Raw genomic sequence first — 24,038 nt, forward strand, 5'->3', positions numbered from 1 at the left:
TACTGTGGAAACGCGGGAAAACGACAGCGGCGTAAACCCTGCATTCCTTTAGTTTAAGAGATTTCTGCTAAGAATCGTCTAATTCTACTTATACGATGTCTTATATCAATTTGCAGGACATCCGGGCCGCGTCGAATTGACGAAGCGTTCCCCACGCAGGAAGATGCGTCGTCGGACATCCCCACGCGCGAGGCTTATCGCGCCATGCGCGTCGACCGATCCTAAGCGAAGCCAAGACGTCCGACAACGGGTGTAAACGCCGCGCTTCCCAGAACAATATCCATCAGCAGCGAATCACCATGGCCAGTCTCACCGATAAAGTCGTCGCAACCCTGATCGAGGATATCGAACGCGGCGTTCTCCGTCCCGGCGACAAGATCCCGACCGAAGCCGCGCTGATGAAGCAACTGTCGGTGAGCCGGTCCGTGGTGCGCGAGGCTGTGTCGCGCTTGCAGGCGGCGAACGTCGTGGAAACGCGGCACGGCGTCGGCACGTTCATCCGCTCGCCCGAGGAACGCGAATCGGTGCGTCTCGCGGATGCCGACCTGTCGAACCTGCTGGACATCATGGCGATCATCGAATTTCGCATCGATCTCGAAGGCGCCGCCGCCGCGCTCGCCGCCGGCAGGCGCACCGACGCGCATCTGAAGCAGATCGCCGCCGCGCTCAAGCGCTTCGAGGAGCAACTCGCGAACGGAAGTACGGACGTGCTGCAACACGACGTCGAGTTTCACTTGCAGATCGCGCGCGCGAGCGGGAATCGCTATTTCCACGACGTGCTTAGTCAGATGGGACGCGGCGTCAGTCCGCGCACGCGGCTGCGCAAGGCCGAAATCGCGGAGCTGGATCAGATCGAACGTCTGCGCTGTGTGCTGAGCGAGCACAAGGCGATCTATCAGGCGATCGTGCGTCAGGATCCGGACGATGCCCGCGCCGCGATGCGCATGCATCTGAGCAACAGCCGCGAACGGTTGAGACACGCGCATGGCGCTGCCGCCTGAATGAGCGCCGATGTTTTGGGCAGTGCCGCCACGTTGTCTGAGTAAACAAAAGAGTTCGTATGTATACGTGGTAGTAGTTAACAAGCTCGCCGCAAATCGGTGGATAACTGGCAATGCGCTTTTTACGTCAGAGGTTTACCGCGCCGACAACTCCGGTATGGCGGGCGTGGTTTCGGCCTGAACTCGGGACAACTTTCGCGTCGTTTCGACGGACGTCGAGTTGTTCAGAAAGCGCCAACAGTTAACGCGACGATGTGCCAACAAGGTTGTCCACAGGACGATGGCTTTGCATGAACCGAAGTCCGCGCGCGGAACGCCGTTCGAAGTGTTCGCGACGTTTCTCAAACTCGGCCTGACATCGTTCGGCGGACCAGTCGCGCACATCGGCTACTTTCGCGCTGAATTCGTCGAACGCCGGAAATGGCTCGACGACACGAGCTTCACCGATCTCGTCGCGCTATGTCAGTTCCTTCCGGGGCCGGCGAGCAGCCAGGTCGGAATCGCGATCGGCTTCGCGCGCGCAGGATGGATCGGCGCGCTGGCGGCATGGACCGGCTTCACGTTGCCGTCCGCGATTGCGCTGATTCTCTTCGCCCTCGGCCTGGCGCACTCGGCGCAGCTGATTCACTCCGGGATCGTGCACGGTCTCAAGCTCGCGGCGGTCGCCATCGTCGCGCAAGCGGTGTGGGGCATGAAGACGTCGCTGTGTCCGGACCGGTTGCGGGCCGGCATCGCCGTGGCCGCCGCGTTGATCGCGCTGACCGTGCCGTCGGCCGCCGGGCAATTGGGCGCCATCGCGTTCGGCGGAATCATCGGCTGGCGGATGTTGACGCTGACGCATCTGGCGTCGGCGAAGCATCGGCGATATGGCATCGGCAGAACGCAGGGCGCGATGCTGCTCGCGGTTTTTTTCGTGCTGCTCGCTTTGCTGCCGGGCGTCGCCGGTTGGACCGGCGCGAACTGGCTCGCGATGGCGTCGGTGTTTTACCGGTCGGGCTCGCTCGTTTTCGGCGGCGGGCACGTCGTGTTGCCGCTGCTTCAGGCGAGCGTCGTGCCGAACGGATGGGTGCCCAACGATGTTTTTCTCGCCGGATATGGCGCGGCCCAAGCCGTACCGGGGCCGCTCTTTACCTTCGCCGCGTTTCTGGGCGCGGTGATGCCCGCGCCGCTCGGCGGATGGATCGGCGGTTTCGCGATGCTCGTCGCCATGTTTCTGCCCGCGTTTCTGCTCGTGCTCGGCGCACTGCCGTTCTGGGAGACGTTGCGTCAGCGGGACGCGATACAGCGCGCGATGGGCGGCGTGAACGCGGCGGTCGTCGGCATTCTCGGCGCGGCGCTGTACGACCCGGTCTGGACGAGCGCCGTGCATTCGCGTGCGGATGTCGCGCTGGCGTTGGCCGCGTTCGGTTTGCTCGTCGTGGGGCGCGTGTCTCCGGTGATCGTCGTGGCGCTGACCGCGATCGGCGGATGGATGATCGGCGCGTGAAAATGAAAAAGGTCCGCGACATGCGCGGACCTTTTTATTCTTTTTCAGCCGATCAACCGACCTTATTCCACCGTCACCGACTTAGCCAGATTGCGCGGCTTGTCGACATCCGTCCCGCGTGCACACGCCGTGTGATACGCGAGCAACTGCAGCGGCACGACGTGCAGGATCGGCGACAACGCGCCGTAATGCTCCGGCATGCGGATCACATGGATGCCGTCCTCGCTGACGATGCGCGTATCGGCATCCGCGAACACGTACAGTTCGCCGCCGCGCGCGCGCACTTCCTGCATGTTCGACTTCAGCTTTTCGAGCAGCGCGTCGTTCGGCGCGACGGTCACGACCGGCATCGCCTCGGTGACGAGCGCGAGCGGCCCGTGCTTCAGCTCGCCCGCCGGATACGCTTCAGCGTGGATGTACGAAATTTCCTTGAGCTTCAACGCGCCTTCGAGTGCGATCGGATAATGCAGGCCGCGGCCGAGGAACAGCGCATTCTCCTTGCGCGCGAACTCTTCCGACCACGCGATGATCTGCGGCTCCAGCGCGAGCACGCTGTTCAGCGCAGCCGGCAAGTGGCGCAGTTGCGTGAAGTACGCCGCTTCGCGCTTCGCGTCGACGTGACCGCGCATCTTCGCGAGCGTCACCGCGAGCACGAAGAGACCGACGAGCTGCGTCGTGAAAGCCTTCGTCGATGCCACGCCGATTTCGGTGCCCGCGTGCGTCAGGAATGCGAGTTCGGTCTGGCGCACCATCGCGCTCGTCGCGACGTTGCACACGGCGAGCGTGTGCTTGTGGCCGAGCGACTGCGCGTGCTTGAGCGCGGCGAGCGTGTCGGCGGTTTCGCCCGATTGCGAAATCACGACGACCAGCGCCTTTGGATTCGGCACCGATTCGCGATAACGATATTCGCTCGCGATCTCGACCTGCGTCGGAATCTTCGCGATCGATTCGAGCCAGTATTTCGCCGTCACGCCCGAGTAGTAGCTCGTGCCGCACGCGAGAATGAGAATGCTGTCGACCTGCGAGAACGCGTCGCGCGCCGCTTCACCGAAGAGGCTCGGGCTGAACTCGTCGGCTTGCGGAATCGTGTCGGTGATCGCGCGCGGCTGCTCGAAAATTTCCTTTTGCATGAAATGGCGATACGGCCCGAGCTCGACCGCGCCGCCGTACGCCGTCACCACGCGCACTTCGCGCTCGGCGGGTACACCTTCGCGATCGACGATCTTCACGCCTTCGAGACCGATCTCGACAACATCGCCTTCTTCGAGGAACGCGAAGCGGTCCGTGCTGCCGGCGAGCGCGAGCGCATCGGAAGCCAGGAAGTTTTCGCCCTCGCCCACGCCGACGACGAGCGGCGAACCCTGACGTGCGCCGACGACCGTATGCGGCTGATTCCGGTGCATCACCGCGATCGCATACGCGCCGTGCAGTTGCTTCACGGCCTCGCGCACGGTTTGAAAGAGATCGCCGCGATACATGCTGTGAATCAGATGCGCGATGACTTCGGTGTCGGTCTGCGACACGAACTCGTAGCCCTTGCCCTTCAGCATTTCGCGCAGCGACTCGTAGTTCTCGATGATGCCGTTGTGCACGAGCGCGACGGTATCGCGCGAGAAGATCGGATGCGCGTTGTCGGTGACGGGCGCGCCGTGCGTGGCCCAGCGCGTGTGCGCGATGCCGGTCATGCCGCCGAGGTTCGTCTCGCGCACTTGCGCGTCGAGATCGGATACGCGCGCGACGCTGCGCGCGCGGCGCGGCTCGCCGTTGCTCAGAACGGCCACGCCGCACGAGTCGTAGCCGCGATATTCGAGCCGGCGCAGACCTTCGACCAGCACCGAGACGATGTTACGTTGCGCTACCGCGCCGACAATTCCGCACATGGACGTTCTTCCTCTGAGACTTGCATTCGAAAGCGCGATGCACGATGCGCCGCGCGCGTTGGGCTGAATCTGACGTACAGCCTTACGACTTCTTCTTGACCGGGCGCACGTAGCCCGTCTTGCTCACTTGCGACTTCTCATTGAGCACCAGCTCGCCTTCGCCAACGTCCTTCCATACTGTCGTGCCGGCCGCGATCGTCACGCCGCGGCCCACGCGCACCGGCGCGACCAGTTGCGTATCCGAGCCGACGAACACGTCGTCCTCGATCACCGTGCGATGCTTGTTCGCGCCGTCGTAATTACAGGTGATGGTGCCCGCGCCGATGTTCACGCGCGCGCCGACATCCGAATCGCCGATATAGCTGAGATGGTTCGCCTTCGAGCCGCGCCCGAACACCGCATTCTTCACTTCGACGAAGTTGCCGACATGCGCTTCATCGCCGAGCGTCGCGCCCGGACGCAGCCGCGCGTACGGACCGAGCACGACGTTCGCGCCCGTCTTGCCGCCTTCGATGTGCGTGTACGCATCGATTCGCGTGCCCGCGCCGATGGTCGCGTCGCGGATCACGCAGTTCGGGCCGATCGTCACGTTGTCGGCGAGCGTCACGCGTCCTTCGAAGACGCAGTTCACGTCGATCGACACATCCGCGCCGCATTCGAGCGTGCCGCGCACGTCGATGCGCGCCGGGTCCATCAGCGTCACGCCCGCATCGAGCAGCGCGTTCGCGACGTTGCGCTGATGGATGCGCTCCAGCTCCGCGAGCTGGATCTTGCTGTTCACGCCGAGCGTTTCCCATTCGGCGTCCGGCTGCGCGGTGACGACTTCGACGCCCGCTTCGATCGCGCGCTCGACGACGTCCGTCAGATAGAACTCGCCCTGCGCGTTGTTGTTCTTCAGCGACGCGAGCCACGATTCGAGCGTGCGCGTCGGCGTGATGACGATGCCCGTATTGATTTCCGCGATGCGCCGTTCTTCCTCGCTCGCATCCTTTTGCTCGACGATCTTCTTCACCTTGCCCGCGGCGTCGCGCACGATGCGCCCGTAGCCCGTCGGATCGCCCACGTTCACGGTCAGGACGCCGTAGCGCTCCGCGCCCGCGGCGGCGATCAGACGTTCGAGCGTGCTCGCACGCGTGAGCGGCACGTCGCCGTACAGCACGAGCGTCGGAACCGATGGATCGAGCAGCGGCAGCGCCTGCTGCACGGCGTGTCCCGTGCCGAGTTGTTTGTCCTGCAGAGCGAACTGGACGTCCGGCGCGCCGACGGCCTCGCGAACCTTGTCCGCGCCATGTCCGACGACGACGACGAGCCGCGTCGGCGACAGCGTGCGCGCCGTATCGATGACGTGCGCGAGCAGCGGTTTGCCCGCCAATGGATGAAGCACTTTCGGCAGGGCGGAGCGCATGCGCTTGCCCATGCCGGCAGCCAGAATCACGATGTTCATCGCTGAAAGCCTTGCTGGTATGACGAGCCGCCAATTTATCACGCGGCTCTTTGGCGCAATGCGGCGAAACCCACGCTGCGCCTTATTGGATAAAGGTTACAGGTCGTCGAACTGCACAATTGAAACCGTGCCGGACGTTCCTGACGGTTCGGTCGCACACGGTTCCTCGTCGAACGCGATATCGCCTTGCGGATCGGCCTCGCCCGTCGCGCGCAATCCGGCGAACGGGAAAAGTTTGCTGTCCATCAGATGCGACGGCACCACGTTCGACAGCGCGTTGAACATGTTTTCCACGCGCCCCGGAAAACGCTTGTCCCATTCTCGGACCAGCGCCTTCATTTCCGCGCGCTTCAGATTCGGCTGGCTGCCGCACAGATTGCACGGAATGATCGGGAATTCGCGCAGTTCGGCGTATTTTTCGAGATCGACTTCCTTCACGTACGCGAGCGGACGAATGACGATGTTCTTGCCGTCATCGGATTGCAGCTTGGGCGGCATGCCCTTCAGCTTGCCGCCGTAGAACATGTTGAGCAGCAGCGTCTGCAGGATGTCGTCGCGATGATGTCCGAGCGCGATCTTCGTCGCGCCGAGCTCGCCCGCGACTCGATACAAAATGCCCCGGCGCAGTCGCGAGCAGAGCGAACATGTCGTCTTGCCTTCCGGCACGAGCCGCTTGACGATGCTGTACGTGTCCTGATTCTCGATATGAAACGGAATGTCGAGCTTGCTCAGATATTCCGGCAGCACGTGTTCCGGAAAGCCCGGCTGCTTCTGATCGAGATTGACGGCGACGATCTCGAAGTTGATCGGCGCGCGCTCGCGCAGGCGCATGAGGATGTCGAGCATCGCGTAGCTGTCCTTGCCGCCGGACAGGCACACCATGACCTTGTCGCCTTCCTCGATCATGTTGAAGTCGCCGATCGCCTCGCCGACCTGGCGCGCGATGCGCTTGAACAGCTTGTTGTTCTCGTACGCTTCCTTTTGCTGGCGCTTCGTCAGCGCCTCGCGCACCGGCTTTTGCGCTTCTGCGGTTTCGGCTGCGGCTTCGATCGTGTCGCGCGCGTTCATGCTCGTTCCTCTTTGATGCGGAAGACTTCGACGCCGACCGCGTCGCAATCGGGATAGACGTCGGGCTTTTCCGTCGACACGGCCACGGCGCGCACGTTCGGATGCGCGAGCAGCGCGGCCGCGACGTCGTCGCACAGCGTTTCCTGCAAATGGATGTGTCCGCGCTTCACGCGCTCGGCGATGGTCGAGCGCATGAAATCGTAGTCGACGACTTCGGCGAGCTTGTCGGCGACGGGCGTCGACAGCGCGAGCGGCACGTACAGCTCGACGTTGATGACGACACGTTGCTCGCCGCGCTTTTCGAAGTCATGCACACCGATGTTGATGCGAACTTCGTAGTTACGCAGAAAAAGCCGCCGGCAATCGGTCAGCCGGGGGTGCGAAAGTGCGGCAAGCATGTTGGTTCCAATATTCAGTGGCGCGTTTCAGGACTTTTGCGCGCCGATCATGTACATGACGTCGCGCGGACTCGGTACGAGATGCTGGCCGCCGTCGACGACGAGCGTCGTGCCGGTCACGCCGTGCGCGTTCGCGAGATAACACGCGGCCTGCGCGACGTCGTCGACCGTCGATGCGCGGTTGAGCGGCGTCACGCGATGCGCCGTCTCGAACGACGCGGGCGTCTGCCCGGCGGAAATCAGCGTCAGACCGGGCGCGAGGCCGACGACGCGCAGTTTCGGACCCAGCGCCTGCGCGAGCGCGATGGTGGCGTTTTCGAGCGCCGCCTTCGTCAGCGTGTACGACAGGTAGTCCGGGTTCATGTTGTACAGCTTCTGATCCAGCACGTTGATGACGACGCCGCGTTGCGCGTCATCGACGGTTGCGGACTCGGGAGTGATCTCGTGCAGCATGCGCGCGAGCGTGAGCGGCGCCGCGACGTTGACGGCGGTCATCTCGAGCAGCTTCGCGTAGCCGAAGTCGATGGCCGTATCTTCGTCGAAACGCGACGCGCAGTTCACCACGCAGTTCAGACCGCCGAACGCTTCGGCGCACGCCGGCACGAGCCGTTCTACCTCGGCCTCGACGGCGAGATCCGCTTTCAGTGCAACCGCGCGGCGCCCGAGCGACTCGATATCCGCGACGGTTTCGCGCGCTTCATGCGCCGAGTGGCCGTAATGCACGACCACATCCCAGCCTTGCCGCGCGAATTCGAGCGCGACGCCGCGCCCGATGCGTTTCGCCGCGCCGGTCACGAGCACGGCGCGCGCACGCGAAACGGAACCGGATGACGACGTGTTGACGGAAGAAAACGGCGTGGAAGCGCTCATTTACAATACTGGGATGAATCCGAATGCCAGACAATCCGATAGTTTACCTGCTCCGGGCGCCGACGCGCTCGCGCAGTCCGAAGCGCTCACCGACCTGATCCGCAGGCGCATTGCCGCGGCGGGCGGCTGGTTGCCGTTCGACCGCTATATGGACCTCGCGCTGTACGCGCCCGGCCTCGGCTATTACGGCGGCGGAGCAATGAAATTCGGCCGCCGCGCGGAAGACGGCAGCGATTTCGTCACCGCGCCGGAACTGTCCCCGCTTTTCGCGACGACGCTCGCGCGGCCTGTCGCGCAGGCGTTGCAACAAAGCGACACGAAGCAGTTGATGGAATTCGGCGCGGGCACCGGCAGGCTCGCGGCGGGCTTGGTGAACGCGCTCGCCGAACTCGATGTCGCCTTCGACAGCTACACGATCGTCGATCTTTCGGGCGAGTTGCGCGAACGTCAGCGCGAGACCATCGAGAAGGACGCGCCGGCGCTCGCCGCGAAGGTGAAATGGCTCGACGCGCTGCCCGATGCGTTCGAGGGCGTCGTGATCGGCAACGAAGTGCTCGACGCGATGCCTGTGCGTCTGGTCGTGCGCAAGCTCGGCGCGTGGCACGAGCGTGGCGTCGTGGCGCTGAACGACCGCTTTGCCTTCGATGACCGGCCGATCGCGCCGGACGCGCAGGTCGAACTGATCGATGCCGCCATCGATGAAGCCAACGACGAGCCTTTTGCCGAATATGTGACGGAGACGCACGAGGCCGCGCTCGCGTTCACGAAGACCGTCTGCACGATGCTTGTGCGCGGTGCGGCATTTTTCATCGACTATGGTTTTCCGCGACGCGAGTTCTATCACGCGCAGCGCGCGGCGGGCACGCTGATGTGTCACTACCGGCATCGCGCGCATTCGGATCCGTTTCTGTATCCGGGATTGCAGGACATCACGGCGCATGTCGAGTTTACGGGCATCGCGGAAGCAGGCGTCGAAGCGGGTGCGGATTTGCTCGGATTTACGTCGCAGGCGCGGTTTCTGATGAATGCCGGCATCACCGATGTGCTCAGCGATCTCGATCCCGCTGATGTGAAGCGCTTTTTGCCTGCTGCGAATGCCGTGCAGAAGCTGCTTTCGGAGGCGGAAATGGGCGAGTTGTTCAAGGTGATCGCGTTTTCGCGCGGCATTCCCGGAATGCTGGATGCGTTTTCGGCCGGCGATCGGTCTCATACGCTATGAGTAAGCGATCATGATCCGCTGGCTGCTCACTACGTTTATCGCGCTCGCGATTCTTTCGGGGTCGCTGCCGTGGCTCAAGAAGATCGGCATCGGGAGGCTTCCCGGAGATTTCACGCTGCGGATATTTGGGCGGGAATATTCGTTTCCCTTTATGTCGACGCTGCTGTTGTCGGTTTTGTTGTCGTTGATTGCGCGGGCGCTTTGAGGGTTTTGGGTCCTGGCTTTGCTTTTGCTTTTGCTTTCGTTTTCGCCGGATCCCGTATTCGTGTCGGTCTATTAGCATTGCCCCTGTGCGGGGCGGCACTCACTTTCTTTGCTGCTGCAAAGAAAGTAAGCAAAGAAAGCAGCTCCTGATACGCCCGCGGTCACACGCAATTTGGGTAGTCCTCTCGTCCTTCGTGGGCCGCCTAAAGAGTGCCCTCATAGGCCCAATTGGGCTTGGCTCGCGCACGGTCTGCCACATCGCACCACACAACAAACCGGTTCAGCACCAAATAGCTCCAGCCCGCTTCGCGGCCGACCGGTCAATCGGGTCCGCGCGTGCTTCGCTACTAACATCTTTATCGCACTGCGCGCGCAAACCGATGGCTTCCTTTGCAAACCCGGCGGCAGCGCGTAGCGCTGTGCCGAAGCTCTTTCGTGCTGAACCGGCGTTCTCAACGGTTTCGGGCGGCGGACCGTGCGCGATCCAAGCCCGGTTATTGTGATGAGGGCACTCTTTAGGCGAGTGCCATCGAGGACGAGAGAACTACCCAAATTGCGTGTGACCGCGGGCCTGAAAAGCTGCTTTCTTTGCCTACTTTCTTTGCAGCAGCAAAGAAAGTAGGTGCCGCCCCGCACAGGGGCAACGCTAATCGACCGACACGAACACGGGATCCGGCGAAAACAAAAAACAAACGAACCGCAGGACAAAGCAAAACAAAGCAAAACAAGAAGCCGTCAAACCCCCAGAGCGCCTTTCACCGCCGCGACCCGCGCATCATGCACGGCATCCTTGATCTTGGAAGGATTAGAAGCAAACGCCTGCGCAACGGCCCCGGCATCGACCGCACGAGCCGCAACCAACGCCTCCCGCAAACGCTCAGCCTGCGGATAAGCCTGCTGCTCCAACCCAAGCCGCCCACGCGCATCCGCGACACAAGCCTGTAGCGCTTCAGCAAACCGCGCAGGCTTGCGTATCGCATCCGATCGCTCGAACAGCCTGACGAGCGCCGCCGCGCCCATCTCCATCACGCGATGAATATTCCCGTGCTCACGCGCGACGAGCATCGCCAGATCGCGGCATTCGTTCGGCACGCGCAAGCGCTCGCACAAAGGCCGCAAGAGGTCGACGCTGCGTCCCTCATGGCCGATATGCCGCGGCAAAACATGCTCCGGCGTCGTCGCCTTGCCAAGATCGTGCGTCAGCGCCGCGAAGCGCACCGGCAACGCGAATCCCTGCGACGCCGCGTAGTCGAGCACCATCATCACGTGCACGCCGGTATCCACTTCCGGGTGATAGTCCGCGCGCTGCGGCACGCCCCACAACGCATCCACCTCCGGCAGAATCCGCGCGAGCGCGCCGCATCCGCGCAGCACGTCGAACATGCGCGACGGCTTCTTTTCCATCAGCCCGCGCGACACTTCCTGCCACACACGCTCGGCGACGAGCGCATCGACTTCGCCCGCCGCGACCATCCGCTTCATCAGCTCGGCGGTTTCGGGCGCGACATCGAAATCCGCGAAACGCGCCGCAAAACGCGCGAGTCGCAGAATACGCACCGGATCCTCGATGAACGCAACGCCGACATGCCTGAACAACTTGTTCTTCAGATCGCTCTGCCCGTCGAACGGATCGATCACCGGACCGGTCAGCTCGCCCGCCGGCGTGACTTCGCGCGCCATCGCGTTGATCGTGAGATCGCGGCGCGCGAGATCTTCCTCGAGCGTCACATCCGGCGAATAGTAGAACTGGAAGCCGTGATAACCCGCCGCCGTCTTGCGCTCCGTGCGCGCGAGCGCGTATTCCTCGTGCGTCTGCGGATGCAAAAACACCGGAAAGTCCTTGCCGACCGGCCGATAACCCTGCGCCACCATCTGCTCCGGCGTCGCGCCGACGACGACGTAATCGCGATCCACCACCGGCACGCCGAGCAATTCGTCGCGGATCGCGCCGCCGACTGCGTAGATGTTCATCGCGCTTCCTCGCGCGCGCCGTCGATCCACGCCGCGACCGCGGGCAGCGCCGTCACGCGCTTCGCATAATCGAGCGACGTCGCGCTCAGTTCAGGCGCGTAGGTGTTGAAGCGCATGACGACCGGGGCGAACATCGCGTCCGCGATACCGAACTCGCCGAACAAAAACGGCCCGCCCGATTTCGCCAGGCACTCCGCCCAGATCGCCTCGATGCGCGCGATGTTCGCGAGCGCGCCCGGCGTCGCGCCCGCGCCCGGCGTCGCGCCCGCGCCCGGCGCGCGCGTCGTGATTTCCATCGGCATGTTCTCGCGCAAGTCCGCGAAACCCGCGTGCATTTCCGCGCTGATGCTGCGGGCGCGCGCGCGGAGAGCCGCATCGCGTGGCCACATCGCGTGTTCGGGATGCGCCTCGGCGATCGTTTCGACGATCGCGAGCGACTCCCACACGGAATCGCCCGCATCGGTGATGAGGCACGGCACCTTGCCGGACGGCGACACTTCGAGAATCTTCGCTTTCGTGTCGGGCTGGCCGAGGCGGATCAGCGTCTCTTCGAACGGGATGCCGAAATGTTTGAGCAGCACCCACGGGCGCATCGACCAGGAAGAATTGAACTTGTCACCGATAACGAGTTTCATGCGATCACAAAAAGAAGATTAACGATGCGCGGTTGCGCGATATCCGTTGAAGCGCGAGCGCGGCGAGTTGCCGCTCAGATACAGCGGCGCGATGGTCTCGATGCTCGCCGGCTCGTCGATGCCCAGTTCCGGCGCAAGCGGCCCGCTCGCGATGCTCGGCGTCTTCATCGAATCGAGATTGTCGCGCGAGATGACGGGCTGGCCGGGCGCCATTTCCATCGTCATCGCCTGCAGGCGGCCGAGGCTCTCCGGCAGCTTGATGATGCGCGAATGCTTGCCGATGGTCGCGCCCGCGAAACGCACCAGTTCCGCGAGCGTGTAGACGCTCGGCCCGGCGAGCTCGTAGACATGGCCATTGGCGGCGTCGAGATCGAGCACGTTGACCATCGCCTTCGCCACGTCGCCGACGAAGACCGGCTGAAACTGCGCATCGGCACAAGCGAGCGGAATCACCGGGAACATGCGTTCCAGAAACGCAAACTGATTCAGCAGATTGTCCTCCGGACCGAACACGACGGAACTGCGAAAGACCGTCCAGTCGAGTCCGGATTCTCGGACGATCTTTTCGCCGTCGCCCTTCGAACGCAGATACATGCTCGGGCCCGCCGGATCGGCGCCGATCGCGCTCATATGCAACAGACGCCGCACGCCCTTCGCCTCGCACGCGGCGGCGATCTTCCGCGGCAGTTCGACATGCGCTTTCGCGAACTCCGGCCCGTACGGATCGTCGCGCCGTCCCTGAAGAATGCCGACGAGATTGATCACGGCATCGCTCTGATCGATGAACGCGGCGAGTTGCACGGGATCGTGCACATCGGTCTCGATGACGTCGACGGGCAACAGCGTGAGATGCGCGGCGTTCGAGCGCCGTCGCGTCGCGACGCGCACGTTCTTGCCGAGATCGACGAGCGCATTGACGAGATGGCTGCCGATGAATCCCGAACCGCCGATCAACGCTATATGTTGGTGTCGCATAGTTCGCCTCTTGGGTCGCGGCCTGACGAATGCGGCTTCAGTTCAGAACGCCGGCGCAGAAATGAAAACGCCCGCGCGTCCTGTCGTTCGACGCGCGGGCGTGAAGCTTCGTTTCAGACGGTCAGGGTGCGATGTAGCCCAGACGCGCCTTCAACGACTGCGGACGGCCTTCGAACAGCGCCGCGTAATAGACGGTGTTCGACAGCACGTTCTTCACGTAATCGCGAGTCTCGGTGAAAGGGATCGTTTCAGCAAAAACCGCGCCCTCGACGGGTGCGCGCAAGTCCTGACGCCACTGCTTCGGCCGGCCCGGCCCCGCGTTGTAGCCAGCGGTCGCGAGCACGGGCGAGTTATCGAATTGATTGTAGATCATCGACAGGTAATTCGTGCCGAGCAGGATATTGGTGTTGATGTCGTTCATCTGCGCGCGCGACACCGTGCCAAGACCGATCTTCTTCGCGACGAGTTGCGCCGTGCCCGGCATCAGTTGCATCAGGCCGCCCGCGCCGACTTCCGACCGCGCATTGATGATGAAACGCGATTCCTGACGGATCAGCCCGTACGCCCATTCGATGTCGAGATTGGTGTCCTTCGCGTCGCGCTCGACGATATCGCGGAACGGCGACAGATAGCGCAGCGTGAAATCGTGCTCGGCTTTCGTCTTGTCGGCGGTGTTGACCGTGCGGTCGAACATCTCGATGCGCTTCGCATACTGCGCGGCGGCGAGCAGTTGACGATCCGTCATCGTGCGCAGCGGCCAGTTCCATTCGCGGTTGCCTTCGAGCCGCATGTTCAGCGCGTAGAAACGCTGCGACAGCGCGAAGCCCGGCACCGATTGCATCTGCTCGATCTCGGCGTCGGACACCGTGGTGCGCGGCGGCACCGTGATCTTCTGACCGAGCTCTTCGAGCGCGAGCTGGCCGTAGAAGTTGTATTGATCGGCGATGCTCTGGAATTCCTGATTCGCCGTGGCCGTATCGCCGGCCTGCTTCACGGCGCGCGCATGCCAGTAGACCCACGACGGCTGGGCGCGCAGTGTGGGCGGCATCTGTTCGATGGACCAACGCACCATGTTCCAGTCGCCGATGAGGAGCGCGCTGCGCGTGCGCCATTCGTACGCCGGGTTGGACAATTGCGCGTTCGCCGACAGCCGATACCAGTCGGCCGCCGACGGCATGCGCTTGATCGCCGCCTGATAGCCGATCGTGCCCCAGCCGGTCGCGCGCTCCGCGGGCGTGAGACTCGGCGCGACGGAACTGAACGTGGCGGCGGCCATCGCCGGATCGTTGCGGGCGAGGCGCGTGACCGCGAGCAGCGTCAGCTGATGCGCCGGCGTGTTGGGCATCACGCCGCGCGCGAGATAGAGCGGCGGCTTGTTGACGGCGTCGTCGAAGAGCGAATCCTTCGGCTTTTCCTGGCCGAGCGCGTCGACGATATTCGAACCCGTCGACGTGTAGTTCTGCTCGTAGGCAAGGCGGATCTGCTGCCAGACATCGTCGCTCGTGAACTGGCCGGACGCCGCGAGCGCGCCGATCAGATCGACGCAACCGTCGCCATACCATTTCGGCTCGACGAGCAGCGCGCGCGCCGCATCCGCGACGTTCTCGCCGCGCGACAAACGCGCTTCGAGCGCATAGCACTTGACCTGCGTGTCGTCGTTGAGAACGAAACGGGAATACTGCTGCTCGAAGTTCTTCCAGTCGTGACGGCCGCCGAGCACGACGAGATAGTCGTTGCGCAGGCGGTCCGCAATCGCCTGGCCGTCGTAGCGCTGCAGGAACGAGAGCACCGGCGCGTCGGGCGCGTCGAGGCGCGCGTGGCCCTGCGAATCGAAAAGCTGCGGCTTGATCGTGAAGTATTCGATGTAGCTCGGCGCCGGGTAATTCGGAATCTGGGCGGCGAGCATCGCGGCCTTGCCCGCATCGTTCGCGCGCGCGGCATCGCGCAGCTGCAGGAAGACGCCGTCGTCGGACGTGGGGGAGAAATCTGCATCGGGACGGACGGCGGAGGCCGTGCCGCAGGCGACGAGCGTCGCGGCGGCAAGGGCTGCGCCGACCGCGAGATATACTCGGTTGAGGCGTTTTGACATCTTTATTTCTGGAGCGCGAATGGTCTTGAACCGGGTCCTGAGATCGGAGGAAAGCATAGCACGCAACGTTTGCGACGAACCCAAGCGTGAGCCGAAAAGCGCCTTGCGCGCGACCCTTCTCGCGAAGCGCGAGGCGCAACAGGAGCAAGCCGGCCAGGACGCACGAAACGAGGCGCTCGCGATCCGTCTTCAGGAAGTGCTCGCGCGGCACGAAGCGCGCTGCGTCGGGTTTTACTGGCCGGTCGCGGGCGAATTCGACGCGCGCGACGCGCTCACGCGCTGGCTCGCCGCCGACGCCACGCGCAGCGCCGCGCTGCCGGTCGTCGTGAAACCGCACGCGCCGATGGTCTTCCACGCCTGGCGCGCCGACTCGCCGATGAAAGAAGGCCGCTACCGTATTCCGGTGCCCGCTGAAGAGAAAGCCGTGGTGCCCGAACTGCTGCTGATTCCGTGCGTCGGTTTCGATGCGGACCGGTATCGGCTGGGCTACGGCGGCGGCTATTACGACCGCACGCTCGCCGCGTGGCCGAACGGCGCGCGGCCGGTGACGATCGGCGTCGCGTACGAATCGGGTCTGTGCGCGACCTTGCCGCGCGAGACGCACGACATGCCGCTCGACGCGATCGTCACCGAATCCGCTGTCTATTAGAGCGAGGCCGCCGCGCGCGCGGCCGTATCGTAAAGGCCGGAGGCGTTGCGCATCAGTTGCGCGGCCTCGCCGATCTGCTCGTTGGTGAGGCCGCTTTCGCGCAGCGTCTCGATCAGGCAGGCTTCGCGCACTTCGCGATACTTGCCGCACAGCTCGCGGCCCGCCGGCGTCGCGGAAAAGAACACTTCCTTACCGGATTTCTCGCTCTGCACATAGCCGCGAGCGACGAGTTTTTTCAGCGCATACGTGGCAACGTGCGTGTCCTCGATGTTCAGCACGAAGCAGATGTCGGCGAGCTTCTTCTTGCGGTCGCGATGGCTCACGTGGTGCAGCAGCGACACTTCCACCGCCGTCATGTCCTTCGCGCCCGCCGCGGACATGCAGCGCACCATCCAGCGATTGAACGCGTTGCCCGCCATGATGAGGCCGTACTCGAACTCCGACAATTCCGCGCTGGCTTCGGAGACGAGATGCTCGGACGAAACGATCTTGGTGGGATGGCGCGGCATGGCGGTGACCGAATTGAAGTGCGTTGGAGTGTAGCGCAACGTCGATTTTGCGAGCGACGGCGCGCCTCGGCGAAAACCTGTATTGATAATTTCTTGATAATTTATTGACAATGTAACATTCTGCGACGGTGCGGCGTTCATCGAATCGACGAATTTCGCGCATCGCAAAGGCAAATTGAGGCATGACAAGACCACGTATTCATTCGCTGGGCGACTCCGCGCTCGTGTGCGAAGCCGCGCCGCCCGCCACGCTCGACTGCCAGCGCCGCATCTGGGCGCTGGCGGAGCACGCGCGCCTGATGCCGCACGTCGTCGAAGTGGTGCCGGGCATGAACAATCTGACGATCGTGTTCGATCCGCTCGAAGCGGACTACGAAACGCTCGCCGCGCAACTCGAAAGCGGCTGGGACGCGGCCGAGACGCCCGACATGGACAGCGCCGAAATCGAGATTCCGGTGCGCTACGGCGGCGCCGACGGCCCCGATCTCGCCGCGCTCGCGCAGCACACGGGCTTGTCCGTCGATGACGTGGTGAAGCGTCATACGCAAACCGAGTACGTCGTGTTCTTCCTCGGCTTCCAGCCGGGCTTCGCGTATCTCGGCGGGCTCGATCCCGCGCTCGCGATGCCGCGCCGCGCCGAACCGCGTCTCGAAGTGCCGGCGGGATCGGTCGGCATCGGCGGGGCGCAGACGGGCATCTATCCGGCGGCGTCGCCGGGCGGCTGGCAATTGCTCGGGCGCACCGAGCTGAAGCTCTTCGATCCGGCCAGAAATCCGCCGACGCTCATGCAGCCCGGCGACCGCGTGCGCTTCAAGGCGCTGGAGGTACGCGCATGATCGACGTGATTCGCGCGGGCGTGCTCACTTCCGTCCAGGATCTCGGCCGGCGCGGCTACCGGCATCTCGGCGTGAGTTCCGGTGGCGCGCTCGACGCGCTGTCGCTGGAAATCGGCAATCGCATCGTCGGTAACAAGGCGGATGCGGCGGGCATCGAGATCACGTTCGGGCCGACCGTGCTGCGCTTCAAGCATGCGACGCGCATTGCCATCACTGGAACCGATTTCGGCGCGACGCTCGACGACGAACCGGTGTATTCGTGGTGGAGCCTGCCGGTGCGCGCGGGCCAGGAGCTGACGCTGCGCGCGGCGAAGCGCGGCATGCGTTGTTATGTGGCGATCGCAGGCGGCATCGACGTTCTGCCGATGCTCGGCTCGCGCTCGACCGATCTCGGCGCGTGCTTCGGCGGCCTCGGCGGACGCGCGCTGCGCGACGGCGATCGCCTGCCGGTCGGCGTGCCGCAGCCGCACAAGGGCATCGCGTTTTCGCCGGAAGAACCCGCGTTCGGCGTGAAAGCGCCCGCGTGGTGCAAGTTCGTGCTCGTCGACGAACCCGTGCGCCGCGGACGCCATTCGCCGAGCCTCGCGTGGGCCGCCCCGATTCGCGTGCTGCGCGGCCCGGAATACGCGAGTTTCAGCGACGCCGCGCAACAGGTTTTCTGGAACGAGGAATGGACGATCACGCCGAACAGCAATCGCATGGGCTTTCGCCTCGCGGGCACGGCGCTGGAGCGGCGCGAAAAGATCGAGCTGCTGTCGCACGCGGTGTTGCCCGGCACGATCCAGGTGCCGCCGAACGGCCAGCCGATCATCCTGATGGGCGACGCGCAGACCACGGGCGGCTATCCGAAGATCGGCGCGGTCATCAAGGCTGATTTGTGGAAGCTCGCGCAGGTGAGGTTGAACGGCGGCGTGCGCTTTATCGAGACGTCGGCGGAAGAGGCGCGTCACGCGCTCGCCGACGAACGGCAATACGTAAGCCAGGTGGAAACGGCGATCGCGATGCACGAGGAACGCATCGCGCGCGCCGGCTCTTAGCAGCGGGGCGAAAGCCGCGCGAACGACGCGGCGCATACATCCAACATCCAACGGAACGAGTGCGAAAACATCATGGAAATCGATCTCAATGCCGATCTCGGCGAAGGTTGCGGCACCGATGAGGCGCTGCTCGATCTCGTGAGTTCCGCGAACATCGCGTGCGGCTGGCATGCGGGCGGCGCCACGGCGATGCGCGATTGCGTGCGCTGGGCCGTCGAGAAAGGCGTCGCCATCGGCGCGCACCCGAGCTTCAACGATCCCGAGAACTTCGGCCGCAAGGAAATGGACCTGCCGCCGGAGGAAATCTACGCGGGCGTGCTGTATCAGCTCGGCGCGCTTTCGGCGATCGCGCAGGCCGAAGGCGGACGCATCGCGCACGTCAAGCCGCACGGCGCGCTGTACAACCAGGCGGCGAGAAGCGCGGAAATCGCCGATGCCATCGTCTCCGCCGTGCACGATTTCGATCCGTCGCTGCTCGTCTTCGGTCTCGCGAACAGCGGGTTCATCGAAGCGGCGCGGCGCGCGGGCTTGATCGCCATCGAAGAAGTGTTCGCCGATCGCGGTTATCGCGCGGACGGCTCGCTCGTGCCGCGCAAGGAGCCGGGCGCGCTGCTCGATGACGAAAACGTCGTGCTCGACCGCACGCTCGCGATGGTGCGCGATCAGCGGGTGCAGGCCGTGTCCGGCGAATGGGTGCCGCTCAACGCGCAGACGATCTGCCTGCACGGCGACGGCGCGCACGCGCTCGAATTCGCGCGGCGCATTCGTGGCGCGCTGGCGGATGCGGGCATCGAAGTCCGCGCCGCGCACGCCGACGCCTGACGCGGTCAACGAAGGTTCGAACGCCCCGCAACGCCGGGGCGTTTTAGCAAGGAAGTAGTGAATCCACGCGCCCGGTACGAGGCGTGACGTCAATATTGTTTGGAGAACTCATGGCAACCCCTGTCAATCTATGGCCGCTCATCGGTGTGGCCGTCATCATCGCGGGCTTCGTGCTGCGCTTCAATCCGATGCTGATCGTCGCGGCCGCGGCGATCATCACCGGCTTCGCGGCGCATTTTCCCATCGAGAAAATCCTGACCGCGATCGGCACCGGCTTTCTCAAGACGCGCAACATTCCGCTCATCATCCTGTTGCCGCTGGCGGTGATCGGTCTGCTCGAACGGCACGGCCTGCGCGAGCGCGCGCAAATGTGGATTTCGAGCATCAAGGCCGCGACAGCCGGGCGTCTGCTGATCGTCTATCTGTTCGTGCGTGAACTCACGGCGGCGGTCGGCCTGACGGGGCTCGGCGGCCATCCGCAGATGGTGCGCCCGCTGCTCGCGCCGATGGCCGAAGGCGCCACCGAAGCGCGCTACGGCAAGCTCTCGGATGCGACGCGCTTCAAGCTGCGCGCGTACTCGGCGGCGACCGACAACGTCGGCCTGTTCTTCGGCGAGGACATTTTCGTGGCGTTCGGCGCGATCGTGCTGATGGTCACGTTCCTGAAGGAAGCGGGCATCGTCGTGGAGCCGATGCACGTCGCCGTGTGGGGCATTCCGACGGCAATCTGCGCGTTCCTGATTCACGGTTTCCGTCTGTGGCTGCTGGACCGCAGGCTCGCGCGCGAACTCGACGCGCTCACGCGCAACGTCGCGGGAGAAAAAGCATGACGCTCACGATCAACTATCTGTTCTATCTCGTCGGCATCATTCTGCTGGTCGTCGGCGGGATGATCCTCACGGACAGATCGCATCCGCGGCGTCTGACCGCTGGCGGATTCTGGCTGATCTACGCGCTGATCTTTCTCGTCGGCGACTGGCTTCCGGTGACGGTCGTCGGCGTGCTCGTCGTGGCGATGGCGCTGATCGCGGGTTTCGGCGGCGTCACCGGCGCGAAGCCGAAGATGCTTTCCGAAGACACGCGCCGCCGGAGCGCCGCGCGGCTCGGCAACAAGCTCTTCGTGCCCGCGCTGACGATTCCCGTCGTCACCGTGATCCTCACGCTCGGCGCGAAATACCTCGTGTTCGGCGGCGTGCCGCTGATCGAGCTGAAGAACGTGACGCTGATCGGCTTCGGCATCGGCTGCGTGATCGCGCTGGCCATTGCCTGCGTGATGACGCGCGACACGGTCGGCCAGTCGATGCGCGAAACGCGCCGTCTCATCGATGCGCTGTCGTGGGCTGCCGTGCTGCCGCAGATGCTCGGCATGCTCGGCCTCGTGTTCTCGGATGCGGGCGTAGGCAAGGCGGTCGCGCATGTGACGACGGCTTACGTCAACATGGATTACCGGCTCGTCGCGGTGGCGGTGTATGTCCTCGGCATGGCGCTTTTCACGATGGTCATGGGCAACGGCTTCGCCGCGTTTCCGGTCATGACGGGCGGCGTCGGCGTACCGATTCTCGTCGGCGTATTCCACGGCAATCCCGCGACGATGGCCGCGATCGGCATGTTCTCCGGCTACTGCGGCACGCTAATGACGCCGATGGCCGCGAACTTCAACATCGTGCCTGCGGCGCTGCTGGAGTTGCCCGACAAGAACGCGGTCATCAAGGTGCAGGTGCCGACGGCGGTGACGTTGCTGGTCGCGAATATATTCTTGTTGAACTGGCTGATGTTTATTTGATATTTAACGCGCGGGTGGCGTCAGTTCCGCGCCTACCCCGCTTCCACCACGAACCCTCGCTTTCTCAGAAGCTCGAGCACGCCCCGCGGCCCGCCGAGATGCAACGCGCCGATCGCCACGAACACCGGTTTATCCGGCGCGGCGATGGCGACGATCCGCTGCACGAACCGCTGATTCCGCTGATACACCACGCGATTGTCGACCTGCGCCGCGAGCGCCTTGTTCCGCGCCAGCTTGCTCGACTTGGCGTCGTCCCAGGCCTTGAGCGCATCCGCGTCGCCGATGCGCCACAGCCGGTGCAATTCCTTCACATCGGCGACGTTCTCCGCCGGCGTCTGCACGAGATCCTGCGCGAGCATTTCGCGTTGCTGCGCCGACGAAAGCCGCGTGAATGTCGAAATCTGCTCGTTCAGCGTTTCCAGTCCGACGATCTTCCCGCGCGCACGAAGATACACGTTCTGCAACTGCGCCTCGGTTCCGTACTCGCTTTGAAACCCGGCCTTCAACGTGTCGTAGGTTTCGATCAGCATCGATGCGAGCCATGGCCGCGTATGCCGGATCTCCTTCAGCGCCGCCGGATTGCTGCGCATGCGCGCCTCGACCTTCTTCCACATCGAGTCAGGCAAATAGTCGATCAGACACGCGCTGCGGCACATGCCATAACGATTCACATCGTCTTGAGAGAGCAGGAGATCGTCGGGGGAAATCTCGAGCGCGAGCGTAGGCGATGCATCGAGCGCCGCGAGTATCGATTTGCGAAACGGTTGCTCGGGCGGATAGTCGCTCGCGAAACCCACATGGAGCGTGCCGAGCAGATAGATGGTCGTCGTGCCCTTGGTCGCGACGTAGAACGGCATGCGCGGCGGCTGCGCGCGCACCGGGCCGCTCGCGGTCGTGCCGGTCGAGCGGTCCGTGCGCGGCGGCGGAGCGGGATTGGCGGGCGCGGCGGCGGACGCCGCATCGCCCGCGGCCTGCGACGTGCGCGATCCGACCACCGCGAAGCCCGAAGGCGACACCGAGACACCCGCCGTAAATAGCAAGAACGACAGCACGAGGGCTGTCGTTTTGGCGAACGCCGCGCGCGAAAAGCGCGGCTTGACGGTTGAATCCTGCACGATCGACATCTTAAAACATTCGCGTGACGCGTCGTGCAGCCTTCCGGCGAGACTCAGACTTCGGCTTCGCCGACCTCTTCGGCGCGATGGCACGACACCTGACGTCCATCGACCACGCGCAGTTTCGGCTCTTCGACGCGGCATCGCTCGATCGCATACGGGCAGCGCTGATGGAACGTGCAGCCCGATGGCGGATTGAGCGGCGACGGCATCTCGCCCTGCAGCTTGATCTTGATGCGCCGGTCTTCCTCGAAGATCGCGGGCGTCGCGGACATGAGCGCGCGCGTGTACGGATGGCGCGGCTTCGCGAAGATCGTCTTCTTGTCGCCGACTTCCGCGACGCCGCCGAAGTACATCACCATCACGTCGTCGGCGATATGCTCCACCACCGACAAATTGTGCGAGATGAACACGTAGCTCGTGCCGAACTGCGCCTGGAGATCCATGAACAGATTCAGGATCTGCGCCTGAATCGACACGTCGAGCGCGGACACCGGCTCGTCGGCGACGACGATCTGCGGATCGAGAATCATCGCCCGCGCGATCGCCACGCGCTGACGCTGCCCGCCCGAAAACATGTGTGGATAACGCGACGCATGCTCCGGCCGCAAGCCCACGGTACGCATCATCTTCGCGATGCGCTCGGCGCGCTCCGTCGACGAGAGCTTCGTGTTGATCGCGAGCGGTTCGCCGAGCGTCTGCTCGACGGTCTTGCGCGGATTCAGCGACGCGAACGGATTCTGGAACACCATCTGCACGCGCTGACGCAACTCGGCGATCTTCGCACGGTTCGCGCCCGCGACATCGTCGCCTTCGATCAGCAGACGGCCCGACGTGGGCGCTTCGATCATCGTCAATTGACGCGCGAGCGTGGACTTGCCGCATCCCGATTCGCCGACGACCGCAAGCGTGCGCCCGCGCTTCAATTCGAACGACACGCCGTTCAACGCCTTCACCGTGCCGTGCTTGAACGCGCTGCGCTTCACGTCGTAATGCTTCGTGAGCTTGTCGGCGGCGAGCACGATGTCCTGATTCGATTCCTTCGGTACGGCGTTCATCGCGCGCCTCCTTCCACGACCACATCGATGTTCAACGGCTTGATGCAGCGCGCCCGCACGGCCGGATCGTTCTTGTCGAGTTGATACAGATTCGGCCGCGCCTTCCGGCAATCGTCGACGACATATTTGCAGCGCGGCGCGAAGAGACATCCGCTCGGGCGATCGTCCTTGCCCGGCACCATGCCCGGCAGCGCCGCGAGACGTTCCGCGCCGCGCGAATGCTCGGGAATCGCCGCGAGCAGCGCTTCCGTGTACGGATGATGCGGCTCGCTGAAGATCGTCGGCACATGATTCGTTTCGATGATCTCGCCCGCGTACATCACCGCGACGCGCTGCGCCACTTCGGACACGACCGCGAGATCGTGCGAAATCAGCACAAGCGCCATGCCGCGTTCCTTCTGCAGCTTCACGAGCAGTTCCATGATCTGCGCCTGGATCGTCACGTCGAGCGCGGTGGTGGGCTCGTCGGCGATCAGAAGCTTCGGATTGCATGCGACCGCCATCGCGATCATCACGCGCTGATTCATGCCGCCCGACAACTGATGCGGAAACGAATTGATGCGGTTCTTCGCGTCCGGAATGCCGACCTGATCGAGCAGTTCGAGCGCGCGTTTGTCGAGCGCATCGCCGCGCAGACCTTCGTGCAGCTTCAGTACTTCCTTGATCTGATAGCCGACGGTGTAGCTCGGGTTCAGGCTCGTCAGCGCGTCCTGAAACACCATCGCGATGTCCTTGCCGATGATCCTGCGACGCGCGCGCGCCGACGCCTTCAGCAAGTCCTTCCCGTCGAACGTGACCTGATCGGCGGTTACTTTGCCCGGTGCGTCGATGAGGCCCATCAGCGCCATCATCGTGACGCTCTTGCCCGAGCCGGATTCGCCGACGACGCCGACGACTTCGCCCGGCTTCACGGACAGATCGATGCGATCGACGGCCTGCGTGCCCCCGAACGTCACCTGCAAATTGCGGATAGTCAGAAGATCGTTCAT

At 63.9% G+C, this 24,038-nt stretch carries 23 protein-coding genes; 10 read left to right on the plus strand and 13 right to left on the minus strand.

The annotated features are described in order from the left end of the window. The first annotated feature begins 299 nt into the window (after positions 1–299). On the plus strand, positions 300–1,001 hold the full coding sequence (locus BG60_RS25880; RefSeq protein WP_008352651.1) for a FadR/GntR family transcriptional regulator: 702 nt from the start codon (positions 300–302) through the stop codon (positions 999–1,001). 280 nt (positions 1,002–1,281) lie between these two features. Continuing rightward, complete coding sequence (gene chrA, locus BG60_RS25885) at positions 1,282–2,487, plus strand: chromate efflux transporter (RefSeq protein WP_008352649.1); 1,206 nt, start codon at positions 1,282–1,284, stop codon at positions 2,485–2,487. Positions 2,488–2,549: 62 nt separating this feature from the next. Here chrA and glmS read toward each other — a convergent pair whose 3' ends face one another. The 5 genes from glmS to BG60_RS25910 form a co-directional block, all read right to left on the minus strand. Next, entirely contained in the window at positions 2,550–4,367 is a 1,818-nt protein-coding gene (gene glmS / locus BG60_RS25890; RefSeq protein WP_034473249.1) for a glutamine--fructose-6-phosphate transaminase (isomerizing), read from the minus strand. A gap of 82 nt (positions 4,368–4,449) precedes the next feature. Next, entirely contained in the window at positions 4,450–5,811 is a 1,362-nt protein-coding gene (gene glmU, locus BG60_RS25895) for a bifunctional UDP-N-acetylglucosamine diphosphorylase/glucosamine-1-phosphate N-acetyltransferase GlmU (protein ID WP_008352645.1), read from the minus strand. 96 nt (positions 5,812–5,907) lie between these two features. Then, positions 5,908–6,879 carry a tRNA 2-thiocytidine(32) synthetase TtcA gene (gene ttcA / locus BG60_RS25900; RefSeq protein ID WP_008352644.1) on the minus strand — a complete coding sequence of 324 codons (972 nt, stop codon included), beginning with the start codon at positions 6,877–6,879 and terminating at the stop codon, positions 5,908–5,910. Then, a complete protein-coding gene (locus tag BG60_RS25905; protein ID WP_008352641.1) occupies positions 6,876–7,277 on the minus strand; it encodes a dihydroneopterin aldolase in 402 nt (133 codons plus the stop codon). The genes ttcA and BG60_RS25905 overlap by 4 nt, the downstream gene beginning before the upstream one ends. 27 nt (positions 7,278–7,304) lie before the next feature. Next, positions 7,305–8,147: an SDR family oxidoreductase gene (locus BG60_RS25910; protein WP_008352640.1), complete on the minus strand. Its 843-nt coding sequence runs from the start codon at positions 8,145–8,147 to the stop codon at positions 7,305–7,307. Positions 8,148–8,160: 13 nt separating this feature from the next. Between BG60_RS25910 and BG60_RS25915 the strand changes: the two genes are divergently transcribed. Together BG60_RS25915 and BG60_RS25920 are read left to right on the plus strand one after the other, a co-directional pair. Next, on the plus strand, positions 8,161–9,366 hold the full coding sequence (locus BG60_RS25915) for a class I SAM-dependent methyltransferase (protein ID WP_034473251.1): 1,206 nt from the start codon (positions 8,161–8,163) through the stop codon (positions 9,364–9,366). Between the two features lie 10 nt (positions 9,367–9,376). Beyond that, on the plus strand, positions 9,377–9,571 hold the full coding sequence (locus BG60_RS25920; protein ID WP_008352638.1) for a DUF2905 domain-containing protein: 195 nt from the start codon (positions 9,377–9,379) through the stop codon (positions 9,569–9,571). Positions 9,572–10,305: 734 nt separating this feature from the next. Here BG60_RS25920 and BG60_RS25925 read toward each other — a convergent pair. The 4 genes from BG60_RS25925 to BG60_RS25940 all read right to left on the minus strand — a co-directional run bounded on the left by BG60_RS25925 (position 10,306) and on the right by BG60_RS25940 (position 15,240). After that, positions 10,306–11,541 carry a multifunctional CCA addition/repair protein gene (locus BG60_RS25925; RefSeq protein ID WP_034473252.1) on the minus strand — a complete coding sequence of 412 codons (1,236 nt, stop codon included), beginning with the start codon at positions 11,539–11,541 and terminating at the stop codon, positions 10,306–10,308. Beyond that, positions 11,538–12,176: a glutathione S-transferase family protein gene (locus BG60_RS25930; RefSeq protein ID WP_034473254.1), complete on the minus strand. Its 639-nt coding sequence runs from the start codon at positions 12,174–12,176 to the stop codon at positions 11,538–11,540. The genes BG60_RS25925 and BG60_RS25930 overlap by 4 nt, the downstream gene beginning before the upstream one ends. 18 nt (positions 12,177–12,194) lie before the next feature. Then, positions 12,195–13,151 (minus strand): complex I NDUFA9 subunit family protein, encoded by a 957-nt coding sequence (locus BG60_RS25935; protein ID WP_008352635.1) that lies wholly within the window; start codon positions 13,149–13,151, stop codon positions 12,195–12,197. Positions 13,152–13,272: 121 nt separating this feature from the next. After that, positions 13,273–15,240: a lytic transglycosylase domain-containing protein gene (locus BG60_RS25940; RefSeq protein WP_034473255.1), complete on the minus strand. Its 1,968-nt coding sequence runs from the start codon at positions 15,238–15,240 to the stop codon at positions 13,273–13,275. Between the two features lie 19 nt (positions 15,241–15,259). On the opposite strand from BG60_RS25940, the gene BG60_RS25945 reads away from it, so the two are divergent. Beyond that, positions 15,260–15,889, plus strand: a complete 630-nt coding sequence (locus tag BG60_RS25945) for a 5-formyltetrahydrofolate cyclo-ligase (protein WP_008352633.1) — start codon at positions 15,260–15,262, stop codon at positions 15,887–15,889. Here the strand turns inward: BG60_RS25945 and BG60_RS25950 are convergent. After that, positions 15,886–16,398 carry a winged helix DNA-binding protein gene (locus BG60_RS25950; protein WP_008352632.1) on the minus strand — a complete coding sequence of 171 codons (513 nt, stop codon included), beginning with the start codon at positions 16,396–16,398 and terminating at the stop codon, positions 15,886–15,888. The two genes, BG60_RS25945 and BG60_RS25950, sit on opposite strands and share 4 nt — an antisense overlap. A gap of 182 nt (positions 16,399–16,580) precedes the next feature. Here BG60_RS25950 and pxpB point away from each other — a divergent pair, with 182 nt between their 5' ends. The 5 genes from pxpB to BG60_RS25975 all read left to right on the plus strand — a co-directional run bounded on the left by pxpB (position 16,581) and on the right by BG60_RS25975 (position 20,876). Continuing rightward, on the plus strand, positions 16,581–17,234 hold the full coding sequence (pxpB, locus tag BG60_RS25955) for a 5-oxoprolinase subunit PxpB (RefSeq protein WP_008352630.1): 654 nt from the start codon (positions 16,581–16,583) through the stop codon (positions 17,232–17,234). Continuing rightward, positions 17,231–18,271, plus strand: coding sequence for a 5-oxoprolinase subunit C family protein (locus BG60_RS25960; RefSeq protein WP_008352628.1), 1,041 nt, complete (start codon positions 17,231–17,233; stop codon positions 18,269–18,271). The genes pxpB and BG60_RS25960 overlap by 4 nt, the downstream gene beginning before the upstream one ends. Before the next feature lie 72 nt (positions 18,272–18,343). Continuing rightward, positions 18,344–19,093 carry a 5-oxoprolinase subunit PxpA gene (gene pxpA / locus BG60_RS25965; RefSeq protein WP_008352625.1) on the plus strand — a complete coding sequence of 250 codons (750 nt, stop codon included), beginning with the start codon at positions 18,344–18,346 and terminating at the stop codon, positions 19,091–19,093. Positions 19,094–19,203: 110 nt separating this feature from the next. After that, positions 19,204–19,923 (plus strand): DUF969 domain-containing protein, encoded by a 720-nt coding sequence (locus tag BG60_RS25970; RefSeq protein WP_008352624.1) that lies wholly within the window; start codon positions 19,204–19,206, stop codon positions 19,921–19,923. Further along, on the plus strand, positions 19,920–20,876 hold the full coding sequence (locus BG60_RS25975) for a DUF979 domain-containing protein (RefSeq protein ID WP_008352621.1): 957 nt from the start codon (positions 19,920–19,922) through the stop codon (positions 20,874–20,876). Before BG60_RS25970 ends, BG60_RS25975 begins: the two co-directional genes overlap by 4 nt. A 32-nt stretch (positions 20,877–20,908) precedes the next feature. Here the strand turns inward: BG60_RS25975 and BG60_RS25980 are convergent, their stop codons facing one another. The 3 genes from BG60_RS25980 to BG60_RS25990 are packed head-to-tail and all read right to left on the minus strand — an operon-like array spanning position 20,909 to position 24,038. Continuing rightward, entirely contained in the window at positions 20,909–22,000 is a 1,092-nt protein-coding gene (locus BG60_RS25980) for a TraB/GumN family protein (RefSeq protein WP_008352620.1), read from the minus strand. Between the two features lie 44 nt (positions 22,001–22,044). Beyond that, entirely contained in the window at positions 22,045–23,049 is a 1,005-nt protein-coding gene (locus tag BG60_RS25985; protein ID WP_008352617.1) for a peptide ABC transporter ATP-binding protein, read from the minus strand. Then, positions 23,046–24,038 (minus strand): ABC transporter ATP-binding protein, encoded by a 993-nt coding sequence (locus BG60_RS25990; RefSeq protein WP_008352615.1) that lies wholly within the window; start codon positions 24,036–24,038, stop codon positions 23,046–23,048. Before BG60_RS25990 ends, BG60_RS25985 begins: the two co-directional genes overlap by 4 nt.

The organism is Caballeronia zhejiangensis (genome assembly GCF_000698575.1).
GTDB classification, from domain to species: domain Bacteria; phylum Pseudomonadota; class Gammaproteobacteria; order Burkholderiales; family Burkholderiaceae; genus Caballeronia; species Caballeronia zhejiangensis.